The 25,902-nt window shown below is 42.5% G+C and carries 19 protein-coding genes and 1 tRNA gene; 11 read left to right on the top strand and 9 right to left on the bottom strand.

Annotated elements, in window-relative coordinates; genetic code table 11:
* Positions 1–243: 243 nt before the first annotated feature.
* From L0B18_RS01275 to L0B18_RS01250, 6 genes are all read left to right on the top strand, one after another.
* Positions 244–1,587, top strand: a complete 1,344-nt coding sequence (locus L0B18_RS01275) for a Gfo/Idh/MocA family protein (RefSeq protein WP_234567303.1) — start codon at positions 244–246, stop codon at positions 1,585–1,587.
* Positions 1,588–1,613: 26 nt separating this feature from the next.
* A complete protein-coding gene (locus L0B18_RS01270) occupies positions 1,614–2,759 on the top strand; it encodes an amidohydrolase family protein (RefSeq protein ID WP_234567302.1) in 1,146 nt (381 codons plus the stop codon).
* A gap of 37 nt (positions 2,760–2,796) precedes the next feature.
* Entirely contained in the window at positions 2,797–4,146 is a 1,350-nt protein-coding gene (locus L0B18_RS01265; protein WP_234567301.1) for a Gfo/Idh/MocA family protein, read from the top strand.
* Positions 4,147–4,312: 166 nt separating this feature from the next.
* Entirely contained in the window at positions 4,313–5,470 is a 1,158-nt protein-coding gene (locus tag L0B18_RS01260; protein WP_234567300.1) for an amidohydrolase family protein, read from the top strand.
* A 37-nt stretch (positions 5,471–5,507) separates the two neighbouring features.
* On the top strand, positions 5,508–6,692 hold the full coding sequence (locus tag L0B18_RS01255) for an amidohydrolase family protein (protein WP_234567299.1): 1,185 nt from the start codon (positions 5,508–5,510) through the stop codon (positions 6,690–6,692).
* Between the two features lie 60 nt (positions 6,693–6,752).
* Entirely contained in the window at positions 6,753–8,468 is a 1,716-nt protein-coding gene (locus L0B18_RS01250) for a GMC oxidoreductase (protein WP_234567297.1), read from the top strand.
* A 20-nt stretch (positions 8,469–8,488) separates the two neighbouring features.
* On the opposite strand, the gene L0B18_RS01245 is transcribed toward L0B18_RS01250, so the two are convergent.
* Genes L0B18_RS01245 through L0B18_RS01235 form a run of 3 tightly spaced genes read right to left on the bottom strand, consistent with a single transcriptional unit; the run spans position 8,489 to position 12,885 of the window.
* Positions 8,489–10,603, bottom strand: a complete 2,115-nt coding sequence (locus L0B18_RS01245; protein WP_234567296.1) for a CehA/McbA family metallohydrolase — start codon at positions 10,601–10,603, stop codon at positions 8,489–8,491.
* A gap of 29 nt (positions 10,604–10,632) precedes the next feature.
* Positions 10,633–11,757: an acyltransferase family protein gene (locus L0B18_RS01240; RefSeq protein WP_234567295.1), complete on the bottom strand. Its 1,125-nt coding sequence runs from the start codon at positions 11,755–11,757 to the stop codon at positions 10,633–10,635.
* A gap of 27 nt (positions 11,758–11,784) precedes the next feature.
* On the bottom strand, positions 11,785–12,885 hold the full coding sequence (locus L0B18_RS01235; RefSeq protein WP_234567294.1) for an amidohydrolase family protein: 1,101 nt from the start codon (positions 12,883–12,885) through the stop codon (positions 11,785–11,787).
* A 240-nt stretch (positions 12,886–13,125) separates the two neighbouring features.
* Between L0B18_RS01235 and L0B18_RS01230 the strand changes: the two genes are divergently transcribed.
* The gene (locus tag L0B18_RS01230; protein WP_234567293.1) at positions 13,126–13,869 is read left to right on the top strand and encodes a 3-keto-disaccharide hydrolase; all 744 of its coding nucleotides are present in this window, start codon (positions 13,126–13,128) and stop codon (positions 13,867–13,869) included.
* A gap of 14 nt (positions 13,870–13,883) precedes the next feature.
* Here L0B18_RS01230 and L0B18_RS01225 read toward each other — a convergent pair whose 3' ends face one another.
* Positions 13,884–14,630, bottom strand: a complete 747-nt coding sequence (locus L0B18_RS01225) for a carbohydrate-binding family 9-like protein (RefSeq protein WP_234567292.1) — start codon at positions 14,628–14,630, stop codon at positions 13,884–13,886.
* 423 nt (positions 14,631–15,053) lie between these two features.
* Here L0B18_RS01225 and L0B18_RS01220 point away from each other — a divergent pair, with 423 nt between their 5' ends.
* Entirely contained in the window at positions 15,054–15,728 is a 675-nt protein-coding gene (locus L0B18_RS01220; protein ID WP_234567291.1) for an FAD-binding oxidoreductase, read from the top strand.
* A gap of 91 nt (positions 15,729–15,819) precedes the next feature.
* Here the strand turns inward: L0B18_RS01220 and L0B18_RS01215 are convergent, their stop codons facing one another.
* From L0B18_RS01215 to L0B18_RS01205, 3 genes are all read right to left on the bottom strand, one after another.
* Positions 15,820–16,944, bottom strand: a complete 1,125-nt coding sequence (locus L0B18_RS01215; RefSeq protein WP_234567290.1) for a BamA/TamA family outer membrane protein — start codon at positions 16,942–16,944, stop codon at positions 15,820–15,822.
* Positions 16,945–17,183: 239 nt separating this feature from the next.
* Positions 17,184–17,486, bottom strand: coding sequence for a hypothetical protein (locus L0B18_RS01210; RefSeq protein WP_234567289.1), 303 nt, complete (start codon positions 17,484–17,486; stop codon positions 17,184–17,186).
* A gap of 4 nt (positions 17,487–17,490) precedes the next feature.
* Positions 17,491–19,821 (bottom strand): amino acid permease, encoded by a 2,331-nt coding sequence (locus L0B18_RS01205; protein WP_234567288.1) that lies wholly within the window; start codon positions 19,819–19,821, stop codon positions 17,491–17,493.
* 138 nt (positions 19,822–19,959) lie between these two features.
* Between L0B18_RS01205 and L0B18_RS01200 the strand changes: the two genes are divergently transcribed.
* The gene (locus tag L0B18_RS01200) at positions 19,960–20,568 is read left to right on the top strand and encodes a 2'-5' RNA ligase family protein (protein WP_234567287.1); all 609 of its coding nucleotides are present in this window, start codon (positions 19,960–19,962) and stop codon (positions 20,566–20,568) included.
* Positions 20,569–20,571: 3 nt separating this feature from the next.
* On the opposite strand, the gene L0B18_RS01195 is transcribed toward L0B18_RS01200, so the two are convergent.
* Positions 20,572–20,645: transfer RNA gene (locus L0B18_RS01195), tRNA-Ile, on the bottom strand.
* A 123-nt stretch (positions 20,646–20,768) separates the two neighbouring features.
* Positions 20,769–21,821 (bottom strand): porin, encoded by a 1,053-nt coding sequence (locus L0B18_RS01190; protein WP_234567286.1) that lies wholly within the window; start codon positions 21,819–21,821, stop codon positions 20,769–20,771.
* 211 nt (positions 21,822–22,032) lie between these two features.
* Between L0B18_RS01190 and L0B18_RS01185 the strand changes: the two genes are divergently transcribed.
* Together L0B18_RS01185 and L0B18_RS01180 are read left to right on the top strand one after the other, a co-directional pair.
* A complete protein-coding gene (locus L0B18_RS01185) occupies positions 22,033–23,451 on the top strand; it encodes a phosphoglucomutase/phosphomannomutase family protein (RefSeq protein WP_234567285.1) in 1,419 nt (472 codons plus the stop codon).
* Between the two features lie 119 nt (positions 23,452–23,570).
* On the top strand, positions 23,571–25,850 hold the full coding sequence (locus tag L0B18_RS01180; protein WP_234567284.1) for a S9 family peptidase: 2,280 nt from the start codon (positions 23,571–23,573) through the stop codon (positions 25,848–25,850).
* The last annotated feature ends 52 nt before the right edge of the window (positions 25,851–25,902 follow it).

The following is a 25,902-nucleotide window of genomic DNA, read 5'->3' as shown; positions in this document are numbered from 1 at the left end:
TTTTTAAACACCATCTGATTAAGATTTAACCTGCAGATCATGAAAAATAAAGTCATATCAGACAGAATTAATAAAGAGATCTTGATCAGTTTTGTGTGCACCAGTCATCCGGGTTTTATGATATGGGAAAATCCGGATGACATTTTTTTAAAATTATTGGGTTTCGCTCCATGAAGATAGACAGCATAAATACTTCGGAGCGCACCTTTTATACTACTATCATAATTTAAAAAGGCAATTGGCATGAGTAATCAATACGACAGAAAAGATTTTTTGAAAATATCTTCCGCCGCAATGGGTGGGATGATGCTAACCTCAATGGGTTTACCCAAGAAATCTTTCGCAAAAAAATCTGCACAGGATAGGCCGGTACGGCTTGGATTTGTTGGAATCGGTGGCCGCGGACAGTGGCACCTAAGTTCTGCTTTGGGAATTCCCGGAGTGGAAATACCTGCTGTTTGTGAAATTAAACCCGAACGGCTTTATACGGCCAAACGATGGGTTGAAGAAGCAGGCCAGCCATCACCCACACTATATGGGGAAGGAAAAGACGGCGAAACAGATTTCATCCGCATGTGTGAGGAAGAAGATCTGGATGCTATCATTTGCGCAACATCATGGAAATGGCATACAAAGATATGCGTTGCCGCTATGAAAAACGGTAAAAATGCAGCCTGTGAAGTACCTCTTGTACTTACCCTCGATGAAGCCTGGGAAATCGTAGAAACTCATGAAAGTACCGGAAAATGGTCGAGCACCGTGTTAGGTGGATTTCCGGACGTAACGCTTTTGAATATGATTCGAAAAGGCCTTTTAGGAGATATGATTCATGCTGAAGCCGGATACATTCATGATTTGAGATTTGTTAAACATGCTCCCGATGAAGAACCCTGGAGATTGTGGCATTCTATTGAACGGAATGGAAATCTCTATCCGGATCACCCCATGAGAACCATTATGCCGGCGCTTGATATTAATCATGGCGACCGAATTGATTACCTGGTTTCCATGAGTTCAAAAGCATTAATGTTGAACCAATATGCAGCTGATCAATATGGTAAAGATCATCCCTATGCAACCAAAGAGATGAAGCAGGGGGACTATAATGCTTCGTTGATTCGAACGGTAGACGGAAAGATGATTACTCTGAATTTCGATACAAATACACCTCACCCGAGAGGCAATTATCGCTTCCAGGGTACAAAAGGCGTGTATTTGCGAGACAGGGGAACCAACCGAATTTATGTGGAAGGCGAAAGTCCTGAATCTCACCAATGGGAATCAGCAGAGAAGTACAGAGAAGAGTATGAGTCTCCAATTCTCAAAAACTACAATCCGCCCAAGCGTGTTGTTGACATTCGCGGACATGGCGGATCCAATCAGCAAACATCCATTAACTGGACAAATTTGGTTGAAGCCATTCGAAATGAAACTCAACCTTACATTGATACTTATGATTCTGTTACAAGCAGTGCAGTTTCTGCCATAACAGAAAAATCAATTGCAGAAGGATGCCGGCCGGTAGATTTTCCTGATTTCACAAAAGGAAAATGGAAAACCAGAGTTCCGATTTTTACGGAAGCATAATCATTGAACACACAAGGAGTTGAACAATGAAAAGTAACCGTAGAAGTTTTTTAAAAAAAGCCGGGCTCACTGGTTTAGGCTTTACCGGATTAGGGTTTCTTGGAGGCTCGAAACCGGGCTATTCTAAACCCGTTTCCAATGCCGATCAAGTGACTGGAGATTTACGGTTGTTGGATTGGGAACCCATTCCGCAACTGGTTGTACAGGAAACCATCGTTACAAAACCGAAGTTTCCGGTAATTGATATTCACAACCACTTGAGAGATCTGGATAAAACGGATGAGTACCTCAAGGCCATGGATGAGGCTGGAGTTTGGAAAGTAGTGAGCCTTGATGGCCGTTCTGAAGGCGAATTCTTTAAGGAACACATTCAAACTTCCAAAGAGGTTTCTGAGGACAGATTTATCATCTTTTTCAGACCGGATTTCAATAAAATAGATGAGCCTGATTTCGGCAAAAAAGAAGCTGACAAGCTTGAAGAAGCCGTTAATATGGGAGTGCGCGGAATTAAAATCGCTAAGTCACTGGGCTTGACGTACAAGGATAAAAATGGAGATTTGGTTAAAGTTGACGATCCTCGTATTGATCCCGTTTGGGCAAGAGCCGGTGAATTGGGAATTCCTGTATTAATGCACATTTCCGACCCCAAAGCTTTTTTCACGCCTATTGACCGGTTTAATGAGCGGTACGATGAACTTGGTTCTCACCCCGACTGGGGATTTTCAGGCCCTGAATTTCCTGAAAAAGAAGAACTTCTTCGTCAGCGAAACCGGGTGATCGAACGACATCCAAATACAACGTTCATTGCTACACATATGGCTAATCTGCCGGAAGAGCTGGGCCGTGTATCTATGTGGCTTGAAAAATATCCGAACATGTATGTAGATATCGATGCGAGAATCAGCGAACTGGGCCGCCAGCCTTATACGGCACGGAAGTTTATGATTAAACATCAGGACAGGATTCTGTTTGGTACGGATACTCCACCCAATGTGGATGCATACCGGGTTTATTACCGATTCCTGGAAACAGATGATGAATACATTAATGCGGACCCGAGCCATCACAGGCAAGGCAGATGGAGGATTTACGGCCTCTATTTACCCGATGAAGTATTGGAAAAAATCTATAACAAAAATGCTTTAAAAATCTTCGAGCAGTTTAAAGGTTAAATGAGTTGTACAGTTTAAAAACAAATGGTGTTTTCTTATGAGTAAATTGAACAGAAAAGATTTCTTAAAAATGTCTACCGCAGGTTTAAGCACATCTATGCTTGCCGGTTTAAGTATGTCAAAGCCTGTAGTGGCAAAAAAGAGATCTTCTTATCAACAAAAGCCAATTCGCCTGGGATTTGTTGGCATTGGCGGACGTGGCACATGGCACCTGAGCGCTGCTTTGGGAATTGAAGGAGTTGAAGTACCCGCAATTTGTGAAATTCGGGCAGATCGGCTTGAAAATGCAAAGAACATGGTTGAGGCGTCCGGAAGGCCAACCCCAACTCTATATGGGGAAGGCCCTCAGGGCGAAACCGATTTTCAGCGGTTATGCGAAGAAGAAGATCTGGATGTAGTTATTTGTTCCACTTCCTGGAAGTGGCATGTTCCTGTCTGCCTTGCCGCGATGAACAATGGTAAACATGCTGCCTGCGAAGTGCCTTTGGTGCTTACCCTGGACGAAGCATGGAGAATTGTCGAAACGTTTGAAAAAACAGGCAAATGGGCCAGTACCGTACTGGGTGGATTCCCCGATGCAACCCTGTTAAATATGGTTCGAAAGGGATTGTTTGGTGAAATCATTCATGTTGAAGACGGTTATGTACACGATCTTCGGTTTGTAAAAAACAACGTGGACAGAGAACCCTGGAGATTGCAACACTCTATCGACCGAAACGGGAATCTTTATCCGGATCACCCCATGAGAACCATCATGCCGGCGCTGGATATTAACCATGGCGACAGAATTGATTTTCTGGTTTCTATGAGTTCAAAAGCGGTAATGCTGAACCGGTATGCGGCCGAGCAGTTTGGTTCCGACCATCCCGATGCAACTCGTAAAATGAACCAGGGTGATTACAACGCTTCCCTGATCCGTACTGTGAACGGAAAAATGATAACGCTCAATTTTGATACCAACACCCCCCATCCGCGGGAAAGTTTCCGAATTCAGGGAACCAAGGGTGTGTACGAAGACGGCGGAGGCATCCAAACAATTTATCTTGAAGGCCCAAGCCCGGAAGAGCATGAATGGGAATCGGCAGATAAATATCTTGAAGAATATGAGCATCCATTGCTCAAGAATTATAATCCTCCAGCACGAATTGGTGGTGCCATTGAGGGGCATGGTCAGCGTATGACACAAACCCCTATTAATTGGCACAACCTGATTATGGCGATTTCGGAGGGTACGCAACCTTACATTGATACCTACGATTCTGTTACAAGTAGTGCAGTTTCTGCAGTATCGGAGGCTTCCGTTGCTAATAATGGAAGGCCTGTAGATTTTCCTGATTTCACAAAAGGAAAATGGAAAGAAAGAACTCCAATTTTTATGGAAGTATAGATAATAGCGTCAATGACGAAATCATTGATGATCTGACTTTGAAGAAGTTGACCATTGAGTGATAGGTAACACAGACGCAATGTTCATTAGCTGCCATCCTGACGTGTGATGGCAGCTTTTGGACATCTTAAAACATATAACAACTATTCTTATAAAGGCAACCGGGATGAAACGTTCAATTAATATCAATAAATCGTTTTTTTTAGTACTTATTGCAGCTCTTAGTATAAACGCTTGCACGCAAACTGAGGGAACTCAGTCTCAAAACCGATCCGGTGAAGTAGAATTACTTGATACATTACTACTGAAGGACTGGATGCCGGAAAATGTTCATAAAGTTCATCGTACAAATATTACCAAGGCGAAATACCCGGTAATAGATTTGCACGCTCATGCATATGCCACCACCGAAGAAGAGGTTGCGAGACGTGTTGCAATCATGGATGCTGTAGGCATTGAAAAATCAGTCGTATTAACCGGAGCAACCGGTGAAGAATTTGACAGGCTTTTTGAACTCTATTCAAAATATCCAGACCGATTCTTTATATATGTTGGCTTTGATTACACCGGCTACGAAGAAGACGGCTGGAGTGATAAGATGATTGCAGAACTCCGAAGAGTCGCTGAAATGGGAGCTGTGGGTATTGGAGAAGTCCATGATAAAGGTCCGGGCCTTGCGCCGGGAATGCATCCTGACGATCCCAGAATGGATCCGGTTTTCGAAGCTGCCGGCGAGTTGGGGCTTACAATAAATCTTCATGTGGCCGAACCAATCTGGATGTACGAAGCCATGGATTCTACCAACGACGGACTGACACGAGCCTATACATGGCGCGTTAAAAATCAGGATCAAATCGTTGGGCATGACGGCATGGTTGAAATATTCGGAAGAACGCTGGAGCGTCATCCTAATACAACATTCGTTGCTGCTCACTTGGCAAATACTAGTAACGATTTCTCACTGCTGGCTGAGCTTTTTGACAAATATCCAAACTTATATGGTGATGTATCCGCTCGTTTTGGAGAATTTTCTACCATTCCAAGAGCAACAGCGGCATTCTTTGAAAAATACCAGGATCGAATTGTATACGGAACAGACTACGGTTTCGAAACCTTCCCGGACAATCCTTCAAAACCATATGGAAACAATACCAGCACCGAAGAGATGTTCAAGATGACCTTCCGGGTTTTGGAAACAGCAGACGAGCATTTTTATATCACGGACCTTGTTGGGTATAAATGGCCAATGTACGGTTTGAATTTAAGTGATGAGACCCTTCGTAAAATTTACAGGGAAAATGCTTTAAAGATATTGGGCGAGTGAAAGTCTGGCTATAACAACAACTAAACGTTTTTTGGAGATGAAGATGATATCATCTAAACAATCAACCCGCACTTTAAAGCGGTTCCTGACAATTTCCTGTTTGGCAATTTTGACAATTGCCATTCAGGGTTGTGCACAAAAGGAAGCCTCCACGGCAGAATATTATACGGAAGAGGATTACGATTCGGTTGAAAAGTTCAATTCTCACGTGCACCTGTACAGCGAGGATACTATATATATCGATGAATCGATTAAAGGCAATTTCAAACTGCTGACATTTTTGTCATCGGCGCCGGGTTCAACCAGCGAGATATCTGTTCCGGACCAGGAAACAAATACGCTGGAACAAATTGAATTGTATCCGGAAAATCTGTTTTATGCCACGACCATCCTGGATCCGTATAGTTTTAATGAACCCGATTGGGTTGAAAAAACCATCGCGCATTTAGATCAGTCTTTTAAAAAAGGAGCGATTGCTGTAAAAATCAGGAAAAGTATCGGGATGGAAGTCAGAAAGCCGAACGGGGAGTTCGTGACCATTGACGACCCTAAATTCGACCCGGTTATCGATTTTATAGCAGAGAATAATAAAACCCTGATCGGCCACATTGGCGAGCCCAAAAATTGCTGGCTTCCCCTCGAAGAAATGACAGTGGGCGGAGACAGACAATATTACAGCGAGCATCCGCAATATCACATGTATCTTCATCCGGAATTTTTATCGCATGAGGAACACATCCAGGCTGTTGAAAATATGTTGCAGAAGCATCCGGACGTTCGGTATGTGGGAGCGCATCTTGGTAGTTTGGAATATGATGTGGACGAACTCGCAAAACGGCTCGACAAATATCCCAATATGGCTGTGGATATGGCAGAACGTATTTCACACTTTCAATATCAGGCAGTAACAGATTGGGAGAAAGTGAGAAACTTTTTGATTACATATCAGGATCGGCTAATATATGCGACGGATGATTCACACTATGGACCCAAACCGCATTTTGGAGCAGAATTAACGGATGCATCACTCCGAACGAAAGAACAAATCGAGGAAGCAACGGACGTTAATTATCGAAGACACTGGAAGTTTTTTACAACGGAAGGATTTATGAACGCTCCAAAACTCGAGGATAAACAGTTCAAAGCAATGCATCTGCCCAAAGAAGTTGTAGATAAGATCTACATGAAAAATGCCGAAAAGTGGTTTCCAGGCATTCTTTGATCATTTGTTAATTTTATATCTATTAAAAAATAATTCTCAGGCCTAAGTCTACCTTCAATTATGATGTATATCGGTCAATCCAAAGAGGAAAGAACGTTCGATGCTATTGTCATCGGTTCAGGAATGAGTGGCGGATATGCAGCCAAGGAACTTTGTGACCAGGGAGTTAAAACGCTGGTATTGGAACGGGGAAGACCCGTTAAACATGGCGATTATCCTACAGCAATGAAGGATCCCTGGGAGGTAGATCATGCCGCCCGGTTGCCGCAAGAAATGCTCGAAAGGAATCCTATCATTGCTAAATGCTATGCTTTCGATAAAACCACCGAGCATTTCTTTGTAAAAGATGAGGAACAACCCTACATCCAGGAAAAGCCGTTTGATTGGATCCGAAGTTACCAGGAAGGCGGCAAATCTTTGGTTTGGGCACGTGGTTGCCAGCGTTGGAGTAAATACGATTTTGAAGCCCCCGGCCGGGATGGATATGGAATTGAATGGCCTATCACATATGATGATTTAGCTCCCTGGTATTCCAAAGTTGAAAAGTTTGCCGGATGGAGCGGAAATAAAGATGGCCTTGAGCATTTTCCCGATGGCGAGTTTCTTCCACCGTTTGAGTTCAATTGTGTGGAAGAACACATGAAACAGAAAATAGAATCTTCTTTTAAAGATCGATATTACATCCAGGGTCGGTGTGCTCATCTGACACAAGTACAAGATATTCACCGCCAGCAAGGACGGGGACAATGTATGGCAAGGAACATGTGCCAGCGCGGTTGTCCGTACGGAGCTTATTTCAGTTCCAATTCAACAACTCTGCCCTGGGCCATGCAAACCGGCAATTTGACGATTCGAACCCACTCTGTTGTCCATTCTATTATTTATGATAAAGATAAGGAGAAAGCCATAGGCGTTCGCGTGGTTGATGCAAATACAAAAGAAATGACGGAATATTATGCCCGGATTATTTTTGTGAATGCAGCTTGTATCAATTCAAATATGATTCTTCTGAACAGTACGTCCGACCGATTCCCGAATGGCCTGGGTAATGACAGTGGAGTCTTGGGACACTACCTCGGATTTCATAACTACCGGGGCAGAATCAGTGCCGATATCGAAGGCTTTGATGATAAATATTATTACGGAAGAAGGCCTACCGGTCCGCTGATTCCACCATTCAGAAATGTTTTTGAACAGGAAAGTGATGCGGATTTCCAGGGACGCTACCATATCTCGATTAATGCCAGCCGCCCGGGATGGAGACGAGGTTTCAGTTCTTCAAAAATTGGTGTTGATCTGAAAAATGAACTTATGGAACCGGGAAGCTGGAGAATTGGCGGAAGAATGTCGGGCGAAGTTATTCCCCGATATGAAAATCACGTTCGCTTAAGCGAAACCGAAACAGATGAATGGGGCTTTCCTCAACTCGTTATTTCAATCGATTACGGCGAAAACGATGTAAAAATGATGAATGATTTCCTGGATAAAGCCGTAGACATTCTGGATGCTGTAGGTGTAAAAAATATTCAAACCGGAGACAACAACCAGAATCCCGGACTGGATATTCATGAGATGGGCGGTGTGCGGATGGGTAAAGATCCTAAAACGTCTGTTCTGAATAAGTGGAACCAGATTCATTCCTGTAAAAATGTTTTTGTAACGGATGGAGCCTGCATGACCACCACATCTACTCAAAACCCATCGTTAACATTTATGGCGATTACAGCTCGTGCTGCTCATTTTGCGGTTGAAGAGATGGGCAAAGGGAATTTATAACAGCAGAAAGTTTGCTGTAATTACTCTCCAATCTGTTTCTGATAATCCAGGTACATGTTCATCCCTTTCCTAACCTGGGGAGCAGAAGCTTCGATTAAACGGTGCATTTCTTCTGAAAGTGGAAGTTGATTGGAATGTTCTTCAAAAAATATACCGGCAGCCTGAATAGCTACGGCCTGATCAAAATTTTCGAGCTGTTGAAGTAATTCAGAAAAAAAGCCCTCTGATAATTCCATGACTTCAGTTGCATATTCAAAAGCAGAAGTTCTTTTTCCATTTCCATCTTCATCCAGCCAAATTGCACCTGTTGTCCCGATTACTTCAGGCGTCCATTCGATCGATTTAGGTTCCCAGGGACGTGCAATGGGCCAGAATGGTTTTGTGATTCCGGGACCTCGTGCGATAGCAACCAGGAAGGAGTCATGATTAAGTTTTGGGAGATTCCAGCTTCCTTCCCATTTCAGTCCGGCGCGGGATTTTGTTGAGATTTTTTCTGATCGGACGATCTGGCCATTTTGGTATAATTCGATTACATCGGCATCTATCCAATCGGGTCCCTGAACGCGAATCGAAACTTCTATGGAATCCCGGACCGGTACAAGATCGCCGGCAGTAAACATTTCATTTACAGTCATGGTGGTAAAAAGTCCCATTCCAATGCCAACTTTGCCCTGTACAATCCGTTCAGATGCTTTCGGAATATTCATATTTGAGACGTCATCATCCGGGAATTCGATATAGGTTCTTGCTTGTCCCAGGATGTAACGATTGACGTCATGAGAGTCACTTCCGGCAACGGGTGTCAGGGTATATCCGCGGTTCGTCATGGCAAACCAATCATGGAAAAGCTGCATAATATCCGATTGATGAGCTCCGGAATTGAGAACTTCCATGGCATTAAATTCAGGATTGAAACCCTTCTGAAATGTTCCGGTTATTTCATTAAAGAATTCACTGTCGAGAGGTCTGAATCCTCCGTGAATGTCACGTCCGTGATTGAAAATTACGACGGATGCGTTGGGAGTATCATATATATGATCGAATAAAATCTCCCAATTTTCGATGTTGGATTCCGGCGGCGGGGCTTTTTCCAATACCGGGAAGACATTGAAATGCCCCAAAGGGGTTGTGACTTCGTTTCCAATTACCGGTGTAAAGTAGTTGTCAATCTTCATTTTCTCAGCAGCAGGCTTAAAATCTATATGGAGATTATGATCTGTTGCAATGGGCAGCTCAATTCCTTCGCCGGCAATTGTCAGCATCCTTTCGTGAATGGAAGCATCGCCGTGCCGCGAGTGGGTAAAAGTGTGAATATGTGTATCACTACTGATAAATCCTTCTGTGTCAACCTGACGATAAATAGAAAGCTCTGTCTCAAAAAGTTGATCTGAACCGGTGATGGAAACCGCTGTAGAGTCGACACTGTATTCCATTCCCCTTCCAGCATAGATTGTATATTTGCCTTCAGGAAGAAAAAAATTGGCAGATCCCGTTCCTGTATAAATAACGCCGGGGCGTACGGTGGTCAGGCTGTCTGCAGAAGGCCAGATGGTTTGGAGTGATTGGTGTTCATTGACAACGGTAATTCGCGAAGGCAATGGACTACCGGTGTCACGATCTACTACGCGAACAATTACTTCGCCATTTTTTAACACGTTCTCAACAGTTTGTTGGATGATTTGTATATCTCCAACTATAATATCATCCGGCAGTTGATTGGATTGTTGAATAGCCAGCTCATTTTGTCCTGAGGTTAAAATCCCTGCCGGTATGATAAAGTAGGCAATGATATCAGCTTCATTTTGATGAAGACGCGTTAATGGAACACCGTTCAGGCTGATTTCCCAATTTTGCTTCACATTTATCTGGCGAAGCCGAAGCGTGAATTCAGTTTGATTTTCCTTTGCTTCAAACCGGGTCTTAAATTCTTTCAGTAGATTCTCTTGTGGAAAATCACTCCACTCTCTGGCATCAGTTGTTCGCAGATGATGAAGTTCCGGAGTTAATTTGTAGATATTTCCCTGTGCAAAAAGAGGCTGTGGTATTGAAAGGACTACAAGGAAAAAGAAAAACAGGTTTACAAAACCGAAAATGATTGTAGAGCATGATTTGTATTGAAACTGATTTTCATCCATACTCTACAAACATTTTTTGGGATTGAAATCTAAATCGAAATAAAAATTTTCCGCTTGTACAGAAAGTATGTGATATACCACATCAACCCGAGAACAATGGATGCTGTAAAAACATTAATCCAGGCTTCAGGCATGGCTACAATTCCCAAAATATCAGTCGTAAAAATTTGAACAAAGTCGTACAGCCAATCCACTACACCAAACTCACTGAACAGGTAAATAAACAGCGGATTCATACCGACAATGGCAAAAAAGCGAGCTGAATTTGTTTGCCATTTTTTTACATCAAAAACGTAGAAGGAGCCGGCCAATACCAAAAGACACCATCCACCGCTCACAATCGTAAACGAAGTGGTTGCAATCCGTTTAATGATGGGAGTAATCAAGGGATCCATCAGGTATCCAAGAATGGCTAAACCAACACCAAAGATGATTAATTTTTTAAATTTTTCGCTGGTTTCACGATTGCTGATCAAAAGCTGACCAGCAATAACTCCCCAAATGGTGTGAGCGGCTGTTGGAAGGGCATTAATGACTACCCAGTGTCCACCACTAATTTTTCCCATTAACAGGAGATCCATCCATGTACCGAAATTTTGGTCCGGAGTAAAAGGCTGATTAAATCCTTCAACCCACCAAATTCGGTAGAGAAACTCCGTAAGTAATAACAGCCCAACGGAGAAACTGATCTGAAATTTCCAGCTTTTTCTCATGATGAGAAAGGCTAGAAGATAAGTGAACGAGAGTTGCGAAAGGACATTCCAAAGTTCAAAAACAATCTCGCCGGAATAGACACAATGGATGGTTAATCCGAGGAGGAGAAGCATGAATGCACGATATAGCACGTGTTTGAAAGTGCTTTCCCAGGAATCGCCACGGGCCCATCGTCTGCCCAATGAGATGGGCATGGCCACCCCAACAATAAACATGAAGAAAGGCTGAACAAGATCCCAAAAACGTAAGCCGTTCCAGGGATGGTGATGAAATTGAGTGGAAATAGCTCCTATAATACTGCCGTCAAAATAAGAGTTGCTGATAGCTATCCACAATCCGGCTCCCTCAGCTATCAGCAAAAACATGGTGAACCCTCTGTAAAAATCGAGCGATAAAAGGCGTCCGTAATTATCTAGCAGCGAATTATCAATTTTATCCATTTCAAAAAAAAGTATGGTTCAAAAAAGTTAAAGACCGAGGCCGGGAATCCGGTCACGAGCGTTTTCGCGATAAATTTTATCAACCACTTCTTTTGGTAATTTCAGCCCCTGGAAACTTCCTTCTACCTGCCATACTTCGAGGGTATTGTCGGTTACAAAAAACTCCCAGTCTTTTTTCCATGTATCCGCAGCAAGCTGTCTTACTTCTTCGGGATTGGAAGAATCATAAAGGTGAAGATCGGTTGAGTATAAAAAGCGGTCTTGGTATTTGATAAAAAAGTTTCGAAGTGCTTCGCGGTCTTTTTGAGCGAGGTATTGCAGGTGCGGAATTCGATGAGCCATGCCAAGAATCATATGCGGATATTTATCCAGATGCTCACTCATCATTTCAATACTCCATTCCATACTGCCAAGATGGGCTCCGAAAAAAGCCAGGTCCGGATTCTTATCCAGCATGTTATCCCGCGCTGCGACAATCTCTTCGTAAGATGGATATTCCGGATGCTGATACATATGATATTTCGGATTGTTTTCGAAGTAATCACGATCATTTGCTACAGTCATTTCTTCAAGAGGAAGCCAGCAATTTCTGGGTTCGCCGATATGACCGAAAAGGGGAATGTTGTTCTGGGAGAGATATTCGAAAATGGGATCAAATTGAGGATCGTCGACCATCACAAAATTTCCATCTTCATCTTGCAATTCCATACCGATGTTTTTCCAGACTTTTACGCCAATGGCTCCATTTTCAAAAGATTGTTCAAGATAATCCATCGTGTTCTGCTGCCAGGTTTCGGAATCATTAAAACCCTCCAGGGAAAAAGCAGAGGTGTACGCCAGCCTGTCGGGATAATCATTCTTTAGCTCGAGAGCTACACGTTGCTGCTCCGCCACCGGTGTTCTTCCGTTGGCAACATTCAGGGTAATCAATTTCATGTTATCCTCAATTCCCTGTTCAATAACCACGGGGTTGGCTATATTCAAATGAACATGGGCATCAATTTTTTCTACACTTTGAAAATCTTCAATACTGTAAAAGCTATCCGATTCAGCGGATTTATTTTGGCAGGCGGACAAAATCAGAAGTAAAACGGAGGAGAAAAGTAGGAGGAGTTTGGTGTGATTCATTGAATAAGAGTATGCTTTGAAAATGCTTTCATTTTGAATGTTTCTTTTGTCAATGTACTGTAAACGTCTTTTATTTGAAAGGTAATATTTTTCGTAGCCTTATTTTTTATAAATATTTGTTTCATATAGTATTTTTCTTTTAGATAAAGGAAAAATCAGCATATGATTTATGTTAGTCAGGTTTAGGATTGCTGACATTCATAGCACTGAAATTACACTTCACAGAATCTTTGGATTGATATGAATAGAGATGATTTTTTAAAGGGTAGCTTTTCAGCCGCGGCAGTGTGGTCTTTATTTGGAATCATGGGTTCTGGTGAGATTGGGGCTGATAATCAAACAATCCCTGGTTTTCAACCCATTTTTAATGGCCGGGATCTAACCGGCTTTACGGATGTTAATACATCCAAAGATACCTGGAAAGTGAAGGATGGAGCTCTGGTTTGTACTGGCAAACCTATAGGGGTAATGAGGACGGAAAAACAGTATGAAAATTTTATTCTGGACGTTGAGTGGAAATTTGTGGATGAAGGTGGAAATTCGGGGTTTTTCATCTGGGCTGATGGCACTCCTTATAAAGATGAGCCTTTTCCAACGGGCGTCGAGATTCAAATGCTTGATCCCGGATGGCCGGAAATAAACGAAAGACCTGTTGAATATGCGCACGGCCATCTTTTTCCTGTTATGGGTTTAAAAGGAACCATTCCCGACAATCCGTCTGATGTGGTGAAAGGCAGGAGTTACGCTCTCGAAAACAGAGTAAAAAGGGCTGGAAACTGGAACCGGTATATCGTTGTCTGTATTGACGGCACCATCAAGCTAAGTGTCAACGGAAAGTTTGTGAATGGTATGAGATCTACCCAAAGAAAAAAGGGATATATTTGTCCTGAAGCTGAAGGTGCCGAAATTCATTTCCGCAAGATCGATATAATGGAATTGCCGGGTGGAATTCTGCAACCCGGCCAATCTGCTGGAGAGGTTTAATCCTGAGGTTTTAATTATTCAAAAACGAGTGTTCCGTAACTATAAAGGTCATGGAAATTCGTTGTAACGGGTTGCCACGTCCAGTTGGTTGTTCCATAATCGTGATCTACACGGTAAATATTGGCTCTCCAGGTTGAACCTGATTTTGGAATTCTGTTTTTGAGCGGTATTAAAAGCTCAAATGGAATGAAGAATTCCGCTCTCCATTCAGAAATTTCCTCTCCGCTTTTCAAAATGCCTCCGGTTGCCGATGTTTGATGAACAGTCTTTCGGGAAAAACCCTCGTCGTAACTGAATGTAAATGGAATCCAATGAGACTGACCGGAATCGGTTCTGGAAACGAGAATGGGCAATTCATAATTAAGAGGGGATAGTTCATATTCAAAATAAACTTCTTCTCCCTCATTGGGCCATATGAAAACTTCCACTACATCCTCACGCCACAGTTCTTCAAAGTGTGAAGTGATGGTTGAGGAAACCAGGTCATCATCACAACGAAAAAGAAAGTAGATACCGGTTTCTGAGTAAAGGACTTTAACAGATGTTTTTCTGTCAGAGTCGTTTTGGTGATTGGTCCGCTGGATTAATTCTACCCAGTTGGTTTCCGACCAATTTTCGGAGTCACCGGTTCCGTTAACCGTGAAATCATTGGTTTTTTGAACCAGCAGATTGGTTTCGGTTAATGACTGCGAGCGAACGTGTTGCGGAGAAGAGAAGACAAGGAAAAGAATAAGAAAAAATGTAAAGGATTGAATATTCATAGAGTTTCAATATTTGTTTTTAATGACCTGAAAAAGAGACCTGACAAGAATTCTTCAGAGAATGTATGAGACTTGAATTTTGCCGATACATTTCGAATGGCAAGATTCTGAAGAATCAATAAAAAGAAAATGAAAATATTTATCAATTATTTACTTTTTTTATTTGTTTGATGAATTTCGTTTCATTATTTTCTCAATGGATTGTAGCATAGTTCACAACGTGAATTGTCTGGTATTCTAAAACTCACCTCCTGAGTTTACCGTAGCTTGAATACAAGGCAGTCATTCATACAGAGAATGTCCCAAGTATGTACCCGTGCTTGGGGCATTTTTTTTGCCGTAATTGAAGGATCCAACGGAACGAATTACGAGTCACTTCTCTTTCAAAAAGTATAAAGTTGAACTTCAAGAAAATGACCTGCAATGAGTTATACAGTCGCCATCAAATCAATTGAGAAAATTACTCACGATGTAAAACAGTTTACCTACGAAAAGCCCGACGGTTATTCATTTACGCCGGGGCAGGCTACGGAAGTAGCTATCAACAAAGACAAGTGGACGGATGAAAAACGCCCCTTTACATTTACATCGCTGAATGAAGATCCAAACCTTCAGTTCACCATTAAAATTTATGAGGATCATGATGGGGTTACGGATCAAATCGGGAAACTAAAAGTTGGTGATGAGTTTATTATTGATGATCCGTGGGGAACGATTGAATATAAAGGCCCGGGAGTTTTTCTGGCGGGCGGAGCCGGTGTAACTCCATTTATAGCCATCTTACGGCAACTTTACAAAAATGAAGAACTGAAGGGAAATAAGCTCATCTTTTCAAACAAAACGGCAAAAGATGTTATCTTGAGAGGAGAGTTTGAACGGATGCTGAATGAGGATTTTATCTCAGTTCTCTCTAATGAGAAAGGCACAGATCAGGATATTTTTCTTGATGGTTTTATCGATAAAGATTTTCTCAAAGAACAAATTACCGATTTTGGCCAGCCTTTCTATGTTTGTGGGCCACCCAAGTTCATCGAAAACATGATGGAATACCTGAAAGAACTCGGAGCTGAACCGGATAGCCTTGTTTTCGAAGAGTAACTGCGATCTTTATTTTTTGTCTGGACCTTTTCGGACTTTCAGCATATATGGCAGACCGCAGAATCCATGATATTGGAATTCGAAAACCAGTTTAAAATGCCTCCCCGACGGTGATATAGAGTCCGGTGGTATTCTTCCCGATTCCGTAATCCACACGAATATTGGTGGGATCATCCTTGTTTAGATTAAAACGAAGTCCGCCACCGGCTGAAAGGTGCACATTCTCAAGACTCATGTTGTCGAACGAATCCCAAACCTGGCCCCCGGAAGCGAAAACCGCCACTCCTATTCTTCCCCAAATCTGCTGACGAAGTTCTCCCTGTATTTGAGCTCCGTGCCGGTCCCGAAGACGTCCCTCGTAATATCCACGCAAGATGCTTTCTCCGCCAAGCATCGCCAGGTCATGAATCGGAGGTTTACCGCTGGTTAGTTTTGTGATAAACTGGAATGCCAAAACAGACGATCCGTCATTGGAAAGATCATGATATTTTCTGGCATCCAGCATGTAAGTTGTGTAACTGTCTATGGTGCTCAAACCTGAGGGATTTGTCATAATATCGAGCTGAAGCAAATGGTTTTTAGTAGGAAACATGATGCGGTCTCGTGCATCCCAAAGGAGTGTAAAACCCAAACTGGTAACAGAGTAATCTTCTGTTCCGGTGTAGGCAGGAGCATTAATTTTATCGCCATCCGGAGTTTCAAATCGCATATTATAATTCTTTGTCCACCGAACCTGCGGCCCGACAAATAACTTTGGGAGTACCTGGAGCAGAGCGGATTGACTCAGAAAAATCTGGCGATTGATTAATTTCATTTCATTATCATTATCCAGGCTGGATCCCACACCCCAAAAAGCTTCGGGAAAATAACTATAACCGTACATTCCATTCAAAATCCAGGATTCATTTTCCAGGATCAGGGAAGGTTTCAACACAAGAGAAGCCTGGTTATTCAAGGTGTAAATTCCGGCCGCTACAATCGAAGAAGTTCGTGTATCTGATTGTGGATCACCCATCTTGAATTGATGAAATCCAACCCCACCAAAGAGGAAGCCCGTTTCAGGACTCGAACCTAAAGCAGGCAACACAATGGTGTTGTTTGTGTATGGAGTAGCGGTTGAATCCTGAGCGTACGTTTTAACCGGACTAATGAAGAGAACAGCAAAAAATATTAGCAGATAGCGGTTCTGAGAATGTACGTTTAAAAACTGTTTCATGTTCATGTTGTGTATCGCCCGATATATTAAATTCTTTATCCATTCCAACTTTCTACACGTCTCCCATGTGAAGTAAAATTCCTGGGAACAGGATCTAAAAAAGGAAAGCCAGTTATCCCGGAAGGAATTGAAATACTGTGAATACCTTCAATTCAGATAAAAGTTTTTACGAGTCCGGGTAATTTCGGGTTACAGGAAAAGTGAATTTTGATTTCCTGAAAATGAGATGAAACGTTATTCTATAAATCCTTACTATTTTTTTGATTTTGAAACTCTCTCTTCTCTTTTTTGAAGCGTTCGCGCTGTTTCTGAATGCCCCGGTCCGATAAAATGATGATCCCAAAAAATGAAAGAAAAAACACGATTGTACCGATCCACGTCCAGGTATTGCCATTTCCCAAGAAAGCAATAATGCATGAAGCCACTGCAAACAGGAACAGGATTAAAACCGGGACTTGAGCTATTGGCGTATCAAGGCTATGCTTACCCCATTCTTCTTCAGGAAGTAAGATATTTTGTTCTTTAAGATCTTCAATAGACATAGGGTTATTCCTCTACACTTTCGGGTTCCTTGCTTTTGAAAAATTCGATGGTATCCAGGAAACTGGATTGTATTCCGCTTCTTCGGTCTTTCACAAGAATCAGGTTGCCGCTAATGCGATGTACAAGCCGTTCGGTCCGGGTTCCTGCGATAAGTTTTCTGAACCAACCTTCAGAACTGGCCCCGATGATGGTGAGATCATGTTCGTCCGAAGCGCTCGAAATTTCCCCAATGATATGTTTGCTTGTCTTCAGCTCTATAGATTCCTTGGCCTCTTTTACTTCCTGTAATTCCTCTTCAATTTCTCCAATCTCTTCATGAAGCTCGTCCAGCCGGCGTTGTTTTTCTTCATCATTTTGAACCGTAGCGGGATCTACAATATGAAATAAGTGCAATTCGGATTGATTTTGTTTCTTGTACGCGGCTCCCACTTCAAGCATTAACCGGGCTTGTTCCTGATGTGTAATCGGGATTAAGATTTTTCTGATGTCACTGAAATCATCACCTTTCAGAATGGCAATGTCGCAATCCGCATCTTTCAAAACCTTGTCGATATTGGAGCCGATAACTGTTTCAGGATTTTTTGTTGCGCCTTTCCAGCCCATCACCACCATATTTACATTTCGTTCTTTTACTTCATCAATGATTGCTTTGAAAGGTTTTCTTGCAACGCGAATGATGGTATTAACAGGAATGTCATATCCGGAGGCTCTTTCTATGGCATCATCTAAAACTCTTTCCTGGGCCTGTTTTACGTATTGGCGGCCAACTCCCAGCGGAGACTGTCTCGGGACTTTGATGACGTGCATCAACACTAGCTCTCCGTCTTTTCTTTTGGCCATCATGGCTGCAAAATCAATCAGTTTTTTTGATTTCCGTGGATTGGCAACCGGCACCAAAATTCTATATCGGTCTTCATCACCTGACCATGTTTCTTCCAAAACCACCGGCGACGCGGATTTCTCTCGCTCGCGTTTCCGGGCATAGGTGTAATAGATCACAAAACCCGAGACAATCCACCCGATTACAAAAAACCAGGCGATGGGCGAAAAGTGAAACATGAAGGCGGCGAGGCCAATCATCAGGATGATGGCGAGGATTGGAGTGGCCGGGAAAAAGGGGATAAGAAATCCGTAGTCGAGCTTGTCTCCATATTTTCGGCGAATGGTAATAATGGCAACATTCACTTGAAGGAAAAGAAGAAGGAACATGACATCGGCCGCGGCGGCAACATCTTCGATAGGAACCGCCAAAGCCATGATGATAATCAAAGTGCCACTGCAAATCAGAGCCAGATATGGCGTTTTTGTTGAGTCGTTGATTTTTGAAAAGAAGTCGGGGAGATTTCGGTCACGGCCCATGGCAAAAGAGACCCGGGTTGAACTGAAAGTCGTAGCATTCAATGCCGACATGGTTGACAGGATTCCACCGATCAAAAGTAGAGTGGTTCCAAGCGGCATAAATTGTCGGGCAGCCTCAGCCAGGCCAAGTTCCTGGTGATCACCCAGCCATTGCCAGGTGGCCAGATCTGAACCGGTATCAATTGCTCCAATGCAGGTAATTGCAACCAAAATATAGATGGGAATTACAATAGCCAGCGACCAAAATACTGCGCGTGGAATATTTTTCTTGGGATTTTTTACCTCCTCGCCGGCCTGAACGATGATTTCATATCCCTCGAATGCAATATACGTCAGCCCCATGGCTGACAAAACCCCGCCAAATCCTTCCGGCGCAAACGGGGTGAAATTTTCCCAGGACGTGGGTTCGTTAAACATGGCATAAAGTCCGCTGGCAATAAAAATTCCGATAATCGTAATCTTTGCCATCGTCACAATATTGCCAGCCAAACCCGTTTCGGAAACTCCTTTGAAATTAATCCCAACAAAAATGATGGCAATGATTACAGCGAGTCCTTTTTGAAAGAGCCATCCCTCAATTGGGATTCCGGCTACGGCCGTCATTCCCATTTCATTCAGCATAAATCCTAAGTACGAAGAGAATCCCAGTGCGTATAAACTTCCGGCCACCGCATGGGCAAACCAACTCATCCATCCTGCCAGGAATGCATTGGGACCGGGCAGGCCTTCTTTTACCCAGAGATATCCACCGCCGGCTTCGGGAATAGCTGATCCAAGTTCAGCGTAAGCAAGGGCAGTCAGAAATGTTACCAGGCCGTTTCCTGCAAAAGCGATCATAAGAGCGGGTCCGGCTGTGCCGGCTGCGATTCCAGTCAGAACGAAGATTCCTGCGCCAATCATCGCTCCAACACCAACCATTGTAATTGTAAAAAGCCCCAGATCTCTGCTTAATTCTGCTTTTGGTTGGTCAGCCATATATCAATGTCGTAATCAAGATGAATAAACAACTCTGGAATAGAGTACTATTATTCGAACTCTATGTACTACAAGATGTTTCGGGCGTGGAAAGTTCAGATTTATTTTGTTAAATAGAACCTGATTTGGTTAAGAACTATGGCACAGCGAATCCGCAGAAAAAACATACTCACAGAGAAGAAACAGATCTATCAGTTTTTGGTTGTTTTTGATCTTCCAAAATGGGTGGATAAATATGTGATTCAACAAAAGGAAGATTTTGCTGAGAGATTTGGTTCTTTTCCTTCCAGAACTTCCATACCCCACATGACCATTGCTCAATTTCCTTACTGGGTTCAGGATCAGGATACGATTCTCGCATTATTACAGGATGCTCTCTATCGCTTAAAACCCTTACAAATTGAATTAAATGGATATGATAGTTTTTCAAGAAATAGCAAAGTGATATACATTCATGTTGACGAATCAGAAGATTTGCAAAAATTAAGAGGTCCTTTTAATCGTATTAAACAGCTCTATAACTATACGAATAAAGACTTTTTCATTTTTAAGAAACCTCATGTAACCATTGCCCGGGGACTTCAGGAAGATGTATTTGAAGAAGCAAAAAGAGACTACATTCCAAGACGGTACCGTAGTTCCTTCGTAAAGAGTAAGTTGAAAGTACTGAGAAGAGAAATCATTGATCCCCAAACCTTTGGAAAGTATGAAGAGGTATGTGATTTAGTGTTAGGAGGGAGAGAATAAAAGTGGGCCCGGAGGGACTTGAACCCCCGACCAATCGATTATGAGTCGACTGCTCTAACCGGCTGAGCTACGGGCCCGTGGTTGGATTGGTAACGATTGATTTTCGATCAATCGAAAGACCCTAAAATTACGAGGTTTGAGAGGCAGAAACAAGACGGTTATCAGTAAACAATTTGCAGCTCGAAGCAGCAGGCTTTCGGCTAAAACTGAAATTGCATATTGGCAGCCATCCCGAACCGGTTGCTATTGTCCACTTCAGTCAAGTAGAGAAGATTCAATTGGAGTTTAATAAGTTGGGTTGGATAATGATTTACCCCCAAAATGTACAGACTGGAATCATCAGTACCTGGTTCACCAGTATTGTCAAGTTGAAGATAATCCCAACGGCCGAGAACATCTGTTTTGTCCGTAACATGGATGCCCAGTGTACCAAAGGCTCCTGTTATAGATCCGTCATCCTGGAATTCAACCGCCTCAAAGCCGGAGAGTTGATATTCAAATGTTCCGAAAAAACGATCGTCATCATATTGAGTAAAAACCCCAAAAATATTCCGATCACCGGTGGAGGTTAACCCGGTATTTCCAATAGGGATGAACTCATTTTGATCATGGGCGGCGTTGAATCCGATTTTAAGATCACTGGATTCACTGAAATTAAATGTGTACCCAACTCTTAACGTATATAAAAATTTACCGGTCCCGGTTCGTGAGAGGCCGGTTCCGTTATACATTCCAACCCGATAGTTGAAATTAGCGATATCGCCTAAGGCGGTGAGCCCGATTTCACGTGTGTTCATCATAGCGCGAACATGTCTTGCCCTTCCGATGATATCCGTTTTGCCGGGATTGGGATCAAGGTCAATACTTAAAAAAGGTTTGAAAGCTCCCGCAATCAGCTTGAATTCATCCGCAAATTTATAACCCACTTGCGCATCAAGAATGCTGGGGCGGCCCCGGAAATCCATCTGCATTTTATAAATATAATGATGGTCAACAGTACCGCTTAAAACCAGCCGTGTTGCTCCGATATCAAACTTGCTGAACTCCGGGTAGCCATTGTATGCAAACGAATAAAGCCCATTGGCTAGATCTTCATTTGATGATGAGTAGTAGCCATTTGCCTGAAGGAGAATACTAACATTAAATTCTTCGGATTTTAGCTTTTCCTTGAGTTGATCTGCGAGCGGTTCCTGAGCAAAAAGATTTGTAGCGGTAAGTATCATCCATATTCCCAAAAAGAAAAACCTATTCATTGAAACAGCTATTTGAAGTTTATTTAGTCATTTTAAAATCCGACAAATAAAAGATCACAATCAGTGAAATTTACAAATCAAAAGTCGAAAATTTTATCTGGGAAATGATCCGGTATCACCAACGAAGAGATTAGAATTAATCTTGAAGTCGCCGTACTTTAGAACGATCAAATCAGAATAAAGAAAAGAAAAAGTCAGGCATTTTGATATTATGAATCACATTAAATTTGGTACGGACGGTTGGAGAGGGATTATCGCAGAAAATTATACGTTTGAAAATGTGGGGATTGTAACCCAGGCCGTTGCTCGATGGATTGGTGATGAAGAAGTGACTGAAAACGGCGTTGTGATTGGGTATGATGCCCGCTTCCTCAGTGAACGATTCGCAAAACACGCAGCAGTCATTTTTGCGGCAATGGAAATTCCTGTTCGTATTTCCAATCAAATAGTACCTACACCGGCAGTAAGTTGGGCTGCCAACCATTTTGATGCGGTAGGAGTTGTGGTCACCGCCAGCCATAACCCGCCGGAGTACAATGGATATAAAATCAAAGCGCCATTTGGTGGCTCCGCTAACCCGGATCAAATTGCAGGGATTGAACAACGGCTGGATTTATATGATATAACGCTGTCTGCGAAACCTTACGTGGAGTGCGTTCGGGAAGGTTTGATTCGTGAAATGAATTTCACCGATGGATACCTGGATTTAATTCGTGAATTGATCGATCTCGAAGCCATCAAACAAAACGGAATTAAAATTGCGCATGACCCGATGTACGGTTCCGGGCGAACCATATTGAAACAGTTGCTTGGTGAGCAGGTTTTGGAAATTCATGATGAACTAAATCCGTTATTTGGTGGAATTGCGCCGGAACCCATGGGGCAAAACCTGGATGAGCTTTCTCATTTTATAGCTGAAAATAATTGTGCATTAGGTATCGCAAATGATGGAGACGCGGACCGCATTGGGATGGTGGACGAAAACGGTACATTTGTGAGTTCACATAAACTTCTGAGTCTTTTGGTGGAATATCTTCACCAGGAAAAAAAGATGAACGGAAAAATTGTGAAGACATTTTCTACAACAAATATGCTCGACAAACAGGCAGAGAAATATGGCCTGACGATGGATGTAACACCTATCGGATTTAAATATATCGCCGAAAAAATTGTTAATGAAGATATACTGGCCGGGGGAGAAGAGTCCGGCGGAATAGCTGTGAAAGGACACCTGCCGGAACGGGATGGAATTTATATTGGCCTTTTGATTACCGAAATGGTTGTGAAATCCGGGAAAACTCTCGGCCGGCTTATTCAGGATTTATTTGATGAATATGGTAAGCACAGTTATTACAGGAATGATATCCACACCGAAGACCACAAGAAGAAAGCTATGATCCAATATTGCGAAGAGAAAAAGCTGAATACGATTGCCGGTTTAAAAGTGGTGGATTGGAATATGAAAGACGGAATAAAACATCTGTTGGAAAATGGTTCCTGGTTGTTGGTGCGGCCATCGGGTACGGAGCCGGTTCTGAGAATTTATGCAGAGGCTTCAGATTATGAGAGTGCAGTTGCCTTGGTTGAAGATGCTACCTCGTGGGTGGATCGCCCGGAGATTTTGGTTTGATTTATAATTGCAGGGCAAAATGTTAAGCTCGTTTTTCTATCTTTCAGTTGTATGATTTTATCAAATGTCACGTTTATCATAAGAAGTTAGTCGTTCATTCAAGTCTTGAATCAAATAGTATGCTAAAAAATAAAAACGGTTTACGAACACGTTTATCCATTTATCTGTGCCTGGTAGTTTTTGTTTTTATACCGGTGCAATCTCAGGCTCAAAGAGAATACGAAAATATTGAACATGCGCTTTTTTCATCCAGCCAGTTAAGTGGTGAGAGTGGCCCCCGGAATGTCGTTTGGATTGAGGGAGGAAAACGATATTCGTATATGGAATACAATTATCAGGAGAATACCAATGATATAAGAGCCTACAATCCTGAAACAGGAGAAGATGAACTCATCTTTCGTGACTCAGACCACACCTATCCGGGAACAGATGATCCGTTCAGTTACAGATCATTTCAATGGTCAAAGGATTTTCGATACTTGGTTTTTCAAACAGATTTTACGCCAATCTATCGCTATTCCGGAATTTCAGATTATTACTATTATTCGCTGGAAGATGATACAATGGAGCTGATTGCCGAAGATGCTTTTACGGCTGAACTCTCTCCCGACGGCCAAAAAGTAGCCTATCACCGGGAAGGAGAAATGTATGTATTTGATCTGAACAGTGGAGAAGAAACCCAGCTTACTTTCGATTCCAAAGAGCATTTTTTTAACGGACGTTTTGGTTGGGTTTATGAAGAAGAATTTAGTTTGGTACAGGCATGGAAATGGTCGCCCGACAGCAAGAAAATTGCTTATTGGCAAACGGATGAGCGTCATGTAAAACGCTTTGTATCAACGGATTATAAAGGCCAGTATCCTGGGTATACAGATATTCCTTATCCAAAAGTGGGCGAAAAAAATCCGTTTGTCAGAATTGGTGTAGTAGACATCGAAACCGGCGAAAATGTATGGCAGGCTGAAGCTGCCGAAGATGAATTAATTCCGCGGATTTATTGGACGAGCCATCAAGACCAACTGGCCATTGTGAAAATGAATCGCCAGCAAACTCACTTGGGACTCCATTTTTTTGATACCAATACAGGAGAAGGCCAACTCATCATGGAAGAAGAATCTTCTGATGGCTGGATTGACGTGTATGATTTTTTCGCGGGTATTAATGATTACTTCATTTTTCCCGATGAAAGAGAGGAATTCTTTTGGTTTTCGAACCGCGATGGTTACAAACATATTTATCGATACAATTACGAAGGAGAGGTTTTGAACCAGGTAACCGAGGGCGATTGGAATGCAACAGTGGTTCATGCCGTAAATACTGAAAAGGAACGAATTTACTACTCTTCAACTGAGGAAAGTCCGTTGGAGCGTCATCTCTATTCTGTAAAGTTCGACGGTTCCGAGAAAGAGAAATATACCGAAGATGAGGGAAATCACTCCTTCAGCATGGGGTCGGATGGAGTCTATTATATTGATACGTGGTCGAACATTTCTACTCCAAGACAGGTTGAGCTGTGGACGACCGACAATGGCGGCGAACTGCTTGAAAAATTTGTTGATAATCAAGCGGTTAAGGACTACATCAACCGGTATGCCTATTCGCATAGAGAATTGATGAAAGTTCAAACATCAGATGGCACGGAACTGGATGCGTTTATCATCAAACCGACAGATTTTGATCCTGAAAGAACTTATCCGCTCATTATGATGATTTACGGCGGCCCCGGTTCGCAGGGAGTCTATAATTCATTTGAAACGAATGCGTGGTACCAGTTTTTGGCACAGCAGGGATATGTGATTGCAAATGTAAATAACCGTGGAAGTGGTGGTTACAGCTGGGATTTTCAGAATTCTGTTTACAAAAATCTCGGCCAGTTAGAGGCACAAGATTATGTGGATACGGCTGAATTTTTTGCCTCACAATACGACTGGATTGATGGTGATCGTATGGCCATTCGCGGCCACAGTTATGGCGGATACATGACTTCTTTGACGATGGTTCTGCATCCCGGTGTGTTTAAAGTAGGACTTGTCGGAGCACCTGTTACAGATTGGCGGCTTTACGATACCATCTATACCGAACGCTACATGGGGCTTTTAAATAGGAATGAAGAGGGATATGAAAGCACGGCTGTGATGCCTTATGCAAAAAACCTGGATGGCAATCTTTTTGTAGCTCATTCCTCGATGGATGAAAATGTTCACGTTCAAAACACCATGCAGATGATCACCGCTTTCACAAATGCCGGAAAGGATGTGGATTTGAGAATTTATCCGCCGGGAGATCACAGCGTTTCTTACAGCAATCAAAGTTACCTGCTGTTATATAAAACGTACACAAACTATTTGAACAAGCACCTGAATCCTCATCAGGAAAAAGAGGTTGCCCTTCAGGATTGACAGATGCTGTAAAGGAAAGTCAAGCGGTTGTTGAAGATGTTTTCAGGTTTCT

Source organism: Rhodohalobacter sp. 614A (genome assembly GCF_021462415.1).
Classification (GTDB): domain Bacteria; phylum Bacteroidota; class Rhodothermia; order Balneolales; family Balneolaceae; genus Rhodohalobacter.
This window is presented reverse-complemented; position numbering and strand designations above follow the sequence as displayed.

What these genes read in the sequence shown, in the direction of transcription:
- L0B18_RS01275 (WP_234567303.1), top strand. Translation starts at nt 244, where the DNA reads ATGAGTAATCAATACGACAGAAAAGATTTTTTGAAAATATCTTCCGCC.
- L0B18_RS01270 (WP_234567302.1), top strand. Translation starts at nt 1,614, where the DNA reads ATGAAAAGTAACCGTAGAAGTTTTTTAAAAAAAGCCGGGCTCACTGGT.
- L0B18_RS01265 (WP_234567301.1), top strand. Translation starts at nt 2,797, where the DNA reads ATGAGTAAATTGAACAGAAAAGATTTCTTAAAAATGTCTACCGCAGGT.
- L0B18_RS01260 (WP_234567300.1), top strand. Translation starts at nt 4,313, where the DNA reads ATGAAACGTTCAATTAATATCAATAAATCGTTTTTTTTAGTACTTATT.
- L0B18_RS01255 (WP_234567299.1), top strand. Translation starts at nt 5,508, where the DNA reads ATGAAGATGATATCATCTAAACAATCAACCCGCACTTTAAAGCGGTTC.
- L0B18_RS01250 (WP_234567297.1), top strand. Translation starts at nt 6,753, where the DNA reads ATGATGTATATCGGTCAATCCAAAGAGGAAAGAACGTTCGATGCTATT.
- L0B18_RS01245 (WP_234567296.1), bottom strand. Translation starts at nt 10,603, where the DNA reads ATGGATGAAAATCAGTTTCAATACAAATCATGCTCTACAATCATTTTC.
- L0B18_RS01240 (WP_234567295.1), bottom strand. Translation starts at nt 11,757, where the DNA reads ATGGATAAAATTGATAATTCGCTGCTAGATAATTACGGACGCCTTTTA.
- L0B18_RS01235 (WP_234567294.1), bottom strand. Translation starts at nt 12,885, where the DNA reads ATGAATCACACCAAACTCCTCCTACTTTTCTCCTCCGTTTTACTTCTG.
- L0B18_RS01230 (WP_234567293.1), top strand. Translation starts at nt 13,126, where the DNA reads ATGAATAGAGATGATTTTTTAAAGGGTAGCTTTTCAGCCGCGGCAGTG.
- L0B18_RS01225 (WP_234567292.1), bottom strand. Translation starts at nt 14,630, where the DNA reads ATGAATATTCAATCCTTTACATTTTTTCTTATTCTTTTCCTTGTCTTC.
- L0B18_RS01220 (WP_234567291.1), top strand. Translation starts at nt 15,054, where the DNA reads ATGAGTTATACAGTCGCCATCAAATCAATTGAGAAAATTACTCACGAT.
- L0B18_RS01215 (WP_234567290.1), bottom strand. Translation starts at nt 16,944, where the DNA reads ATGAAACAGTTTTTAAACGTACATTCTCAGAACCGCTATCTGCTAATA.
- L0B18_RS01210 (WP_234567289.1), bottom strand. Translation starts at nt 17,486, where the DNA reads ATGTCTATTGAAGATCTTAAAGAACAAAATATCTTACTTCCTGAAGAA.
- L0B18_RS01205 (WP_234567288.1), bottom strand. Translation starts at nt 19,821, where the DNA reads ATGGCTGACCAACCAAAAGCAGAATTAAGCAGAGATCTGGGGCTTTTT.
- L0B18_RS01200 (WP_234567287.1), top strand. Translation starts at nt 19,960, where the DNA reads ATGGCACAGCGAATCCGCAGAAAAAACATACTCACAGAGAAGAAACAG.
- L0B18_RS01190 (WP_234567286.1), bottom strand. Translation starts at nt 21,821, where the DNA reads ATGAATAGGTTTTTCTTTTTGGGAATATGGATGATACTTACCGCTACA.
- L0B18_RS01185 (WP_234567285.1), top strand. Translation starts at nt 22,033, where the DNA reads ATGAATCACATTAAATTTGGTACGGACGGTTGGAGAGGGATTATCGCA.
- L0B18_RS01180 (WP_234567284.1), top strand. Translation starts at nt 23,571, where the DNA reads ATGCTAAAAAATAAAAACGGTTTACGAACACGTTTATCCATTTATCTG.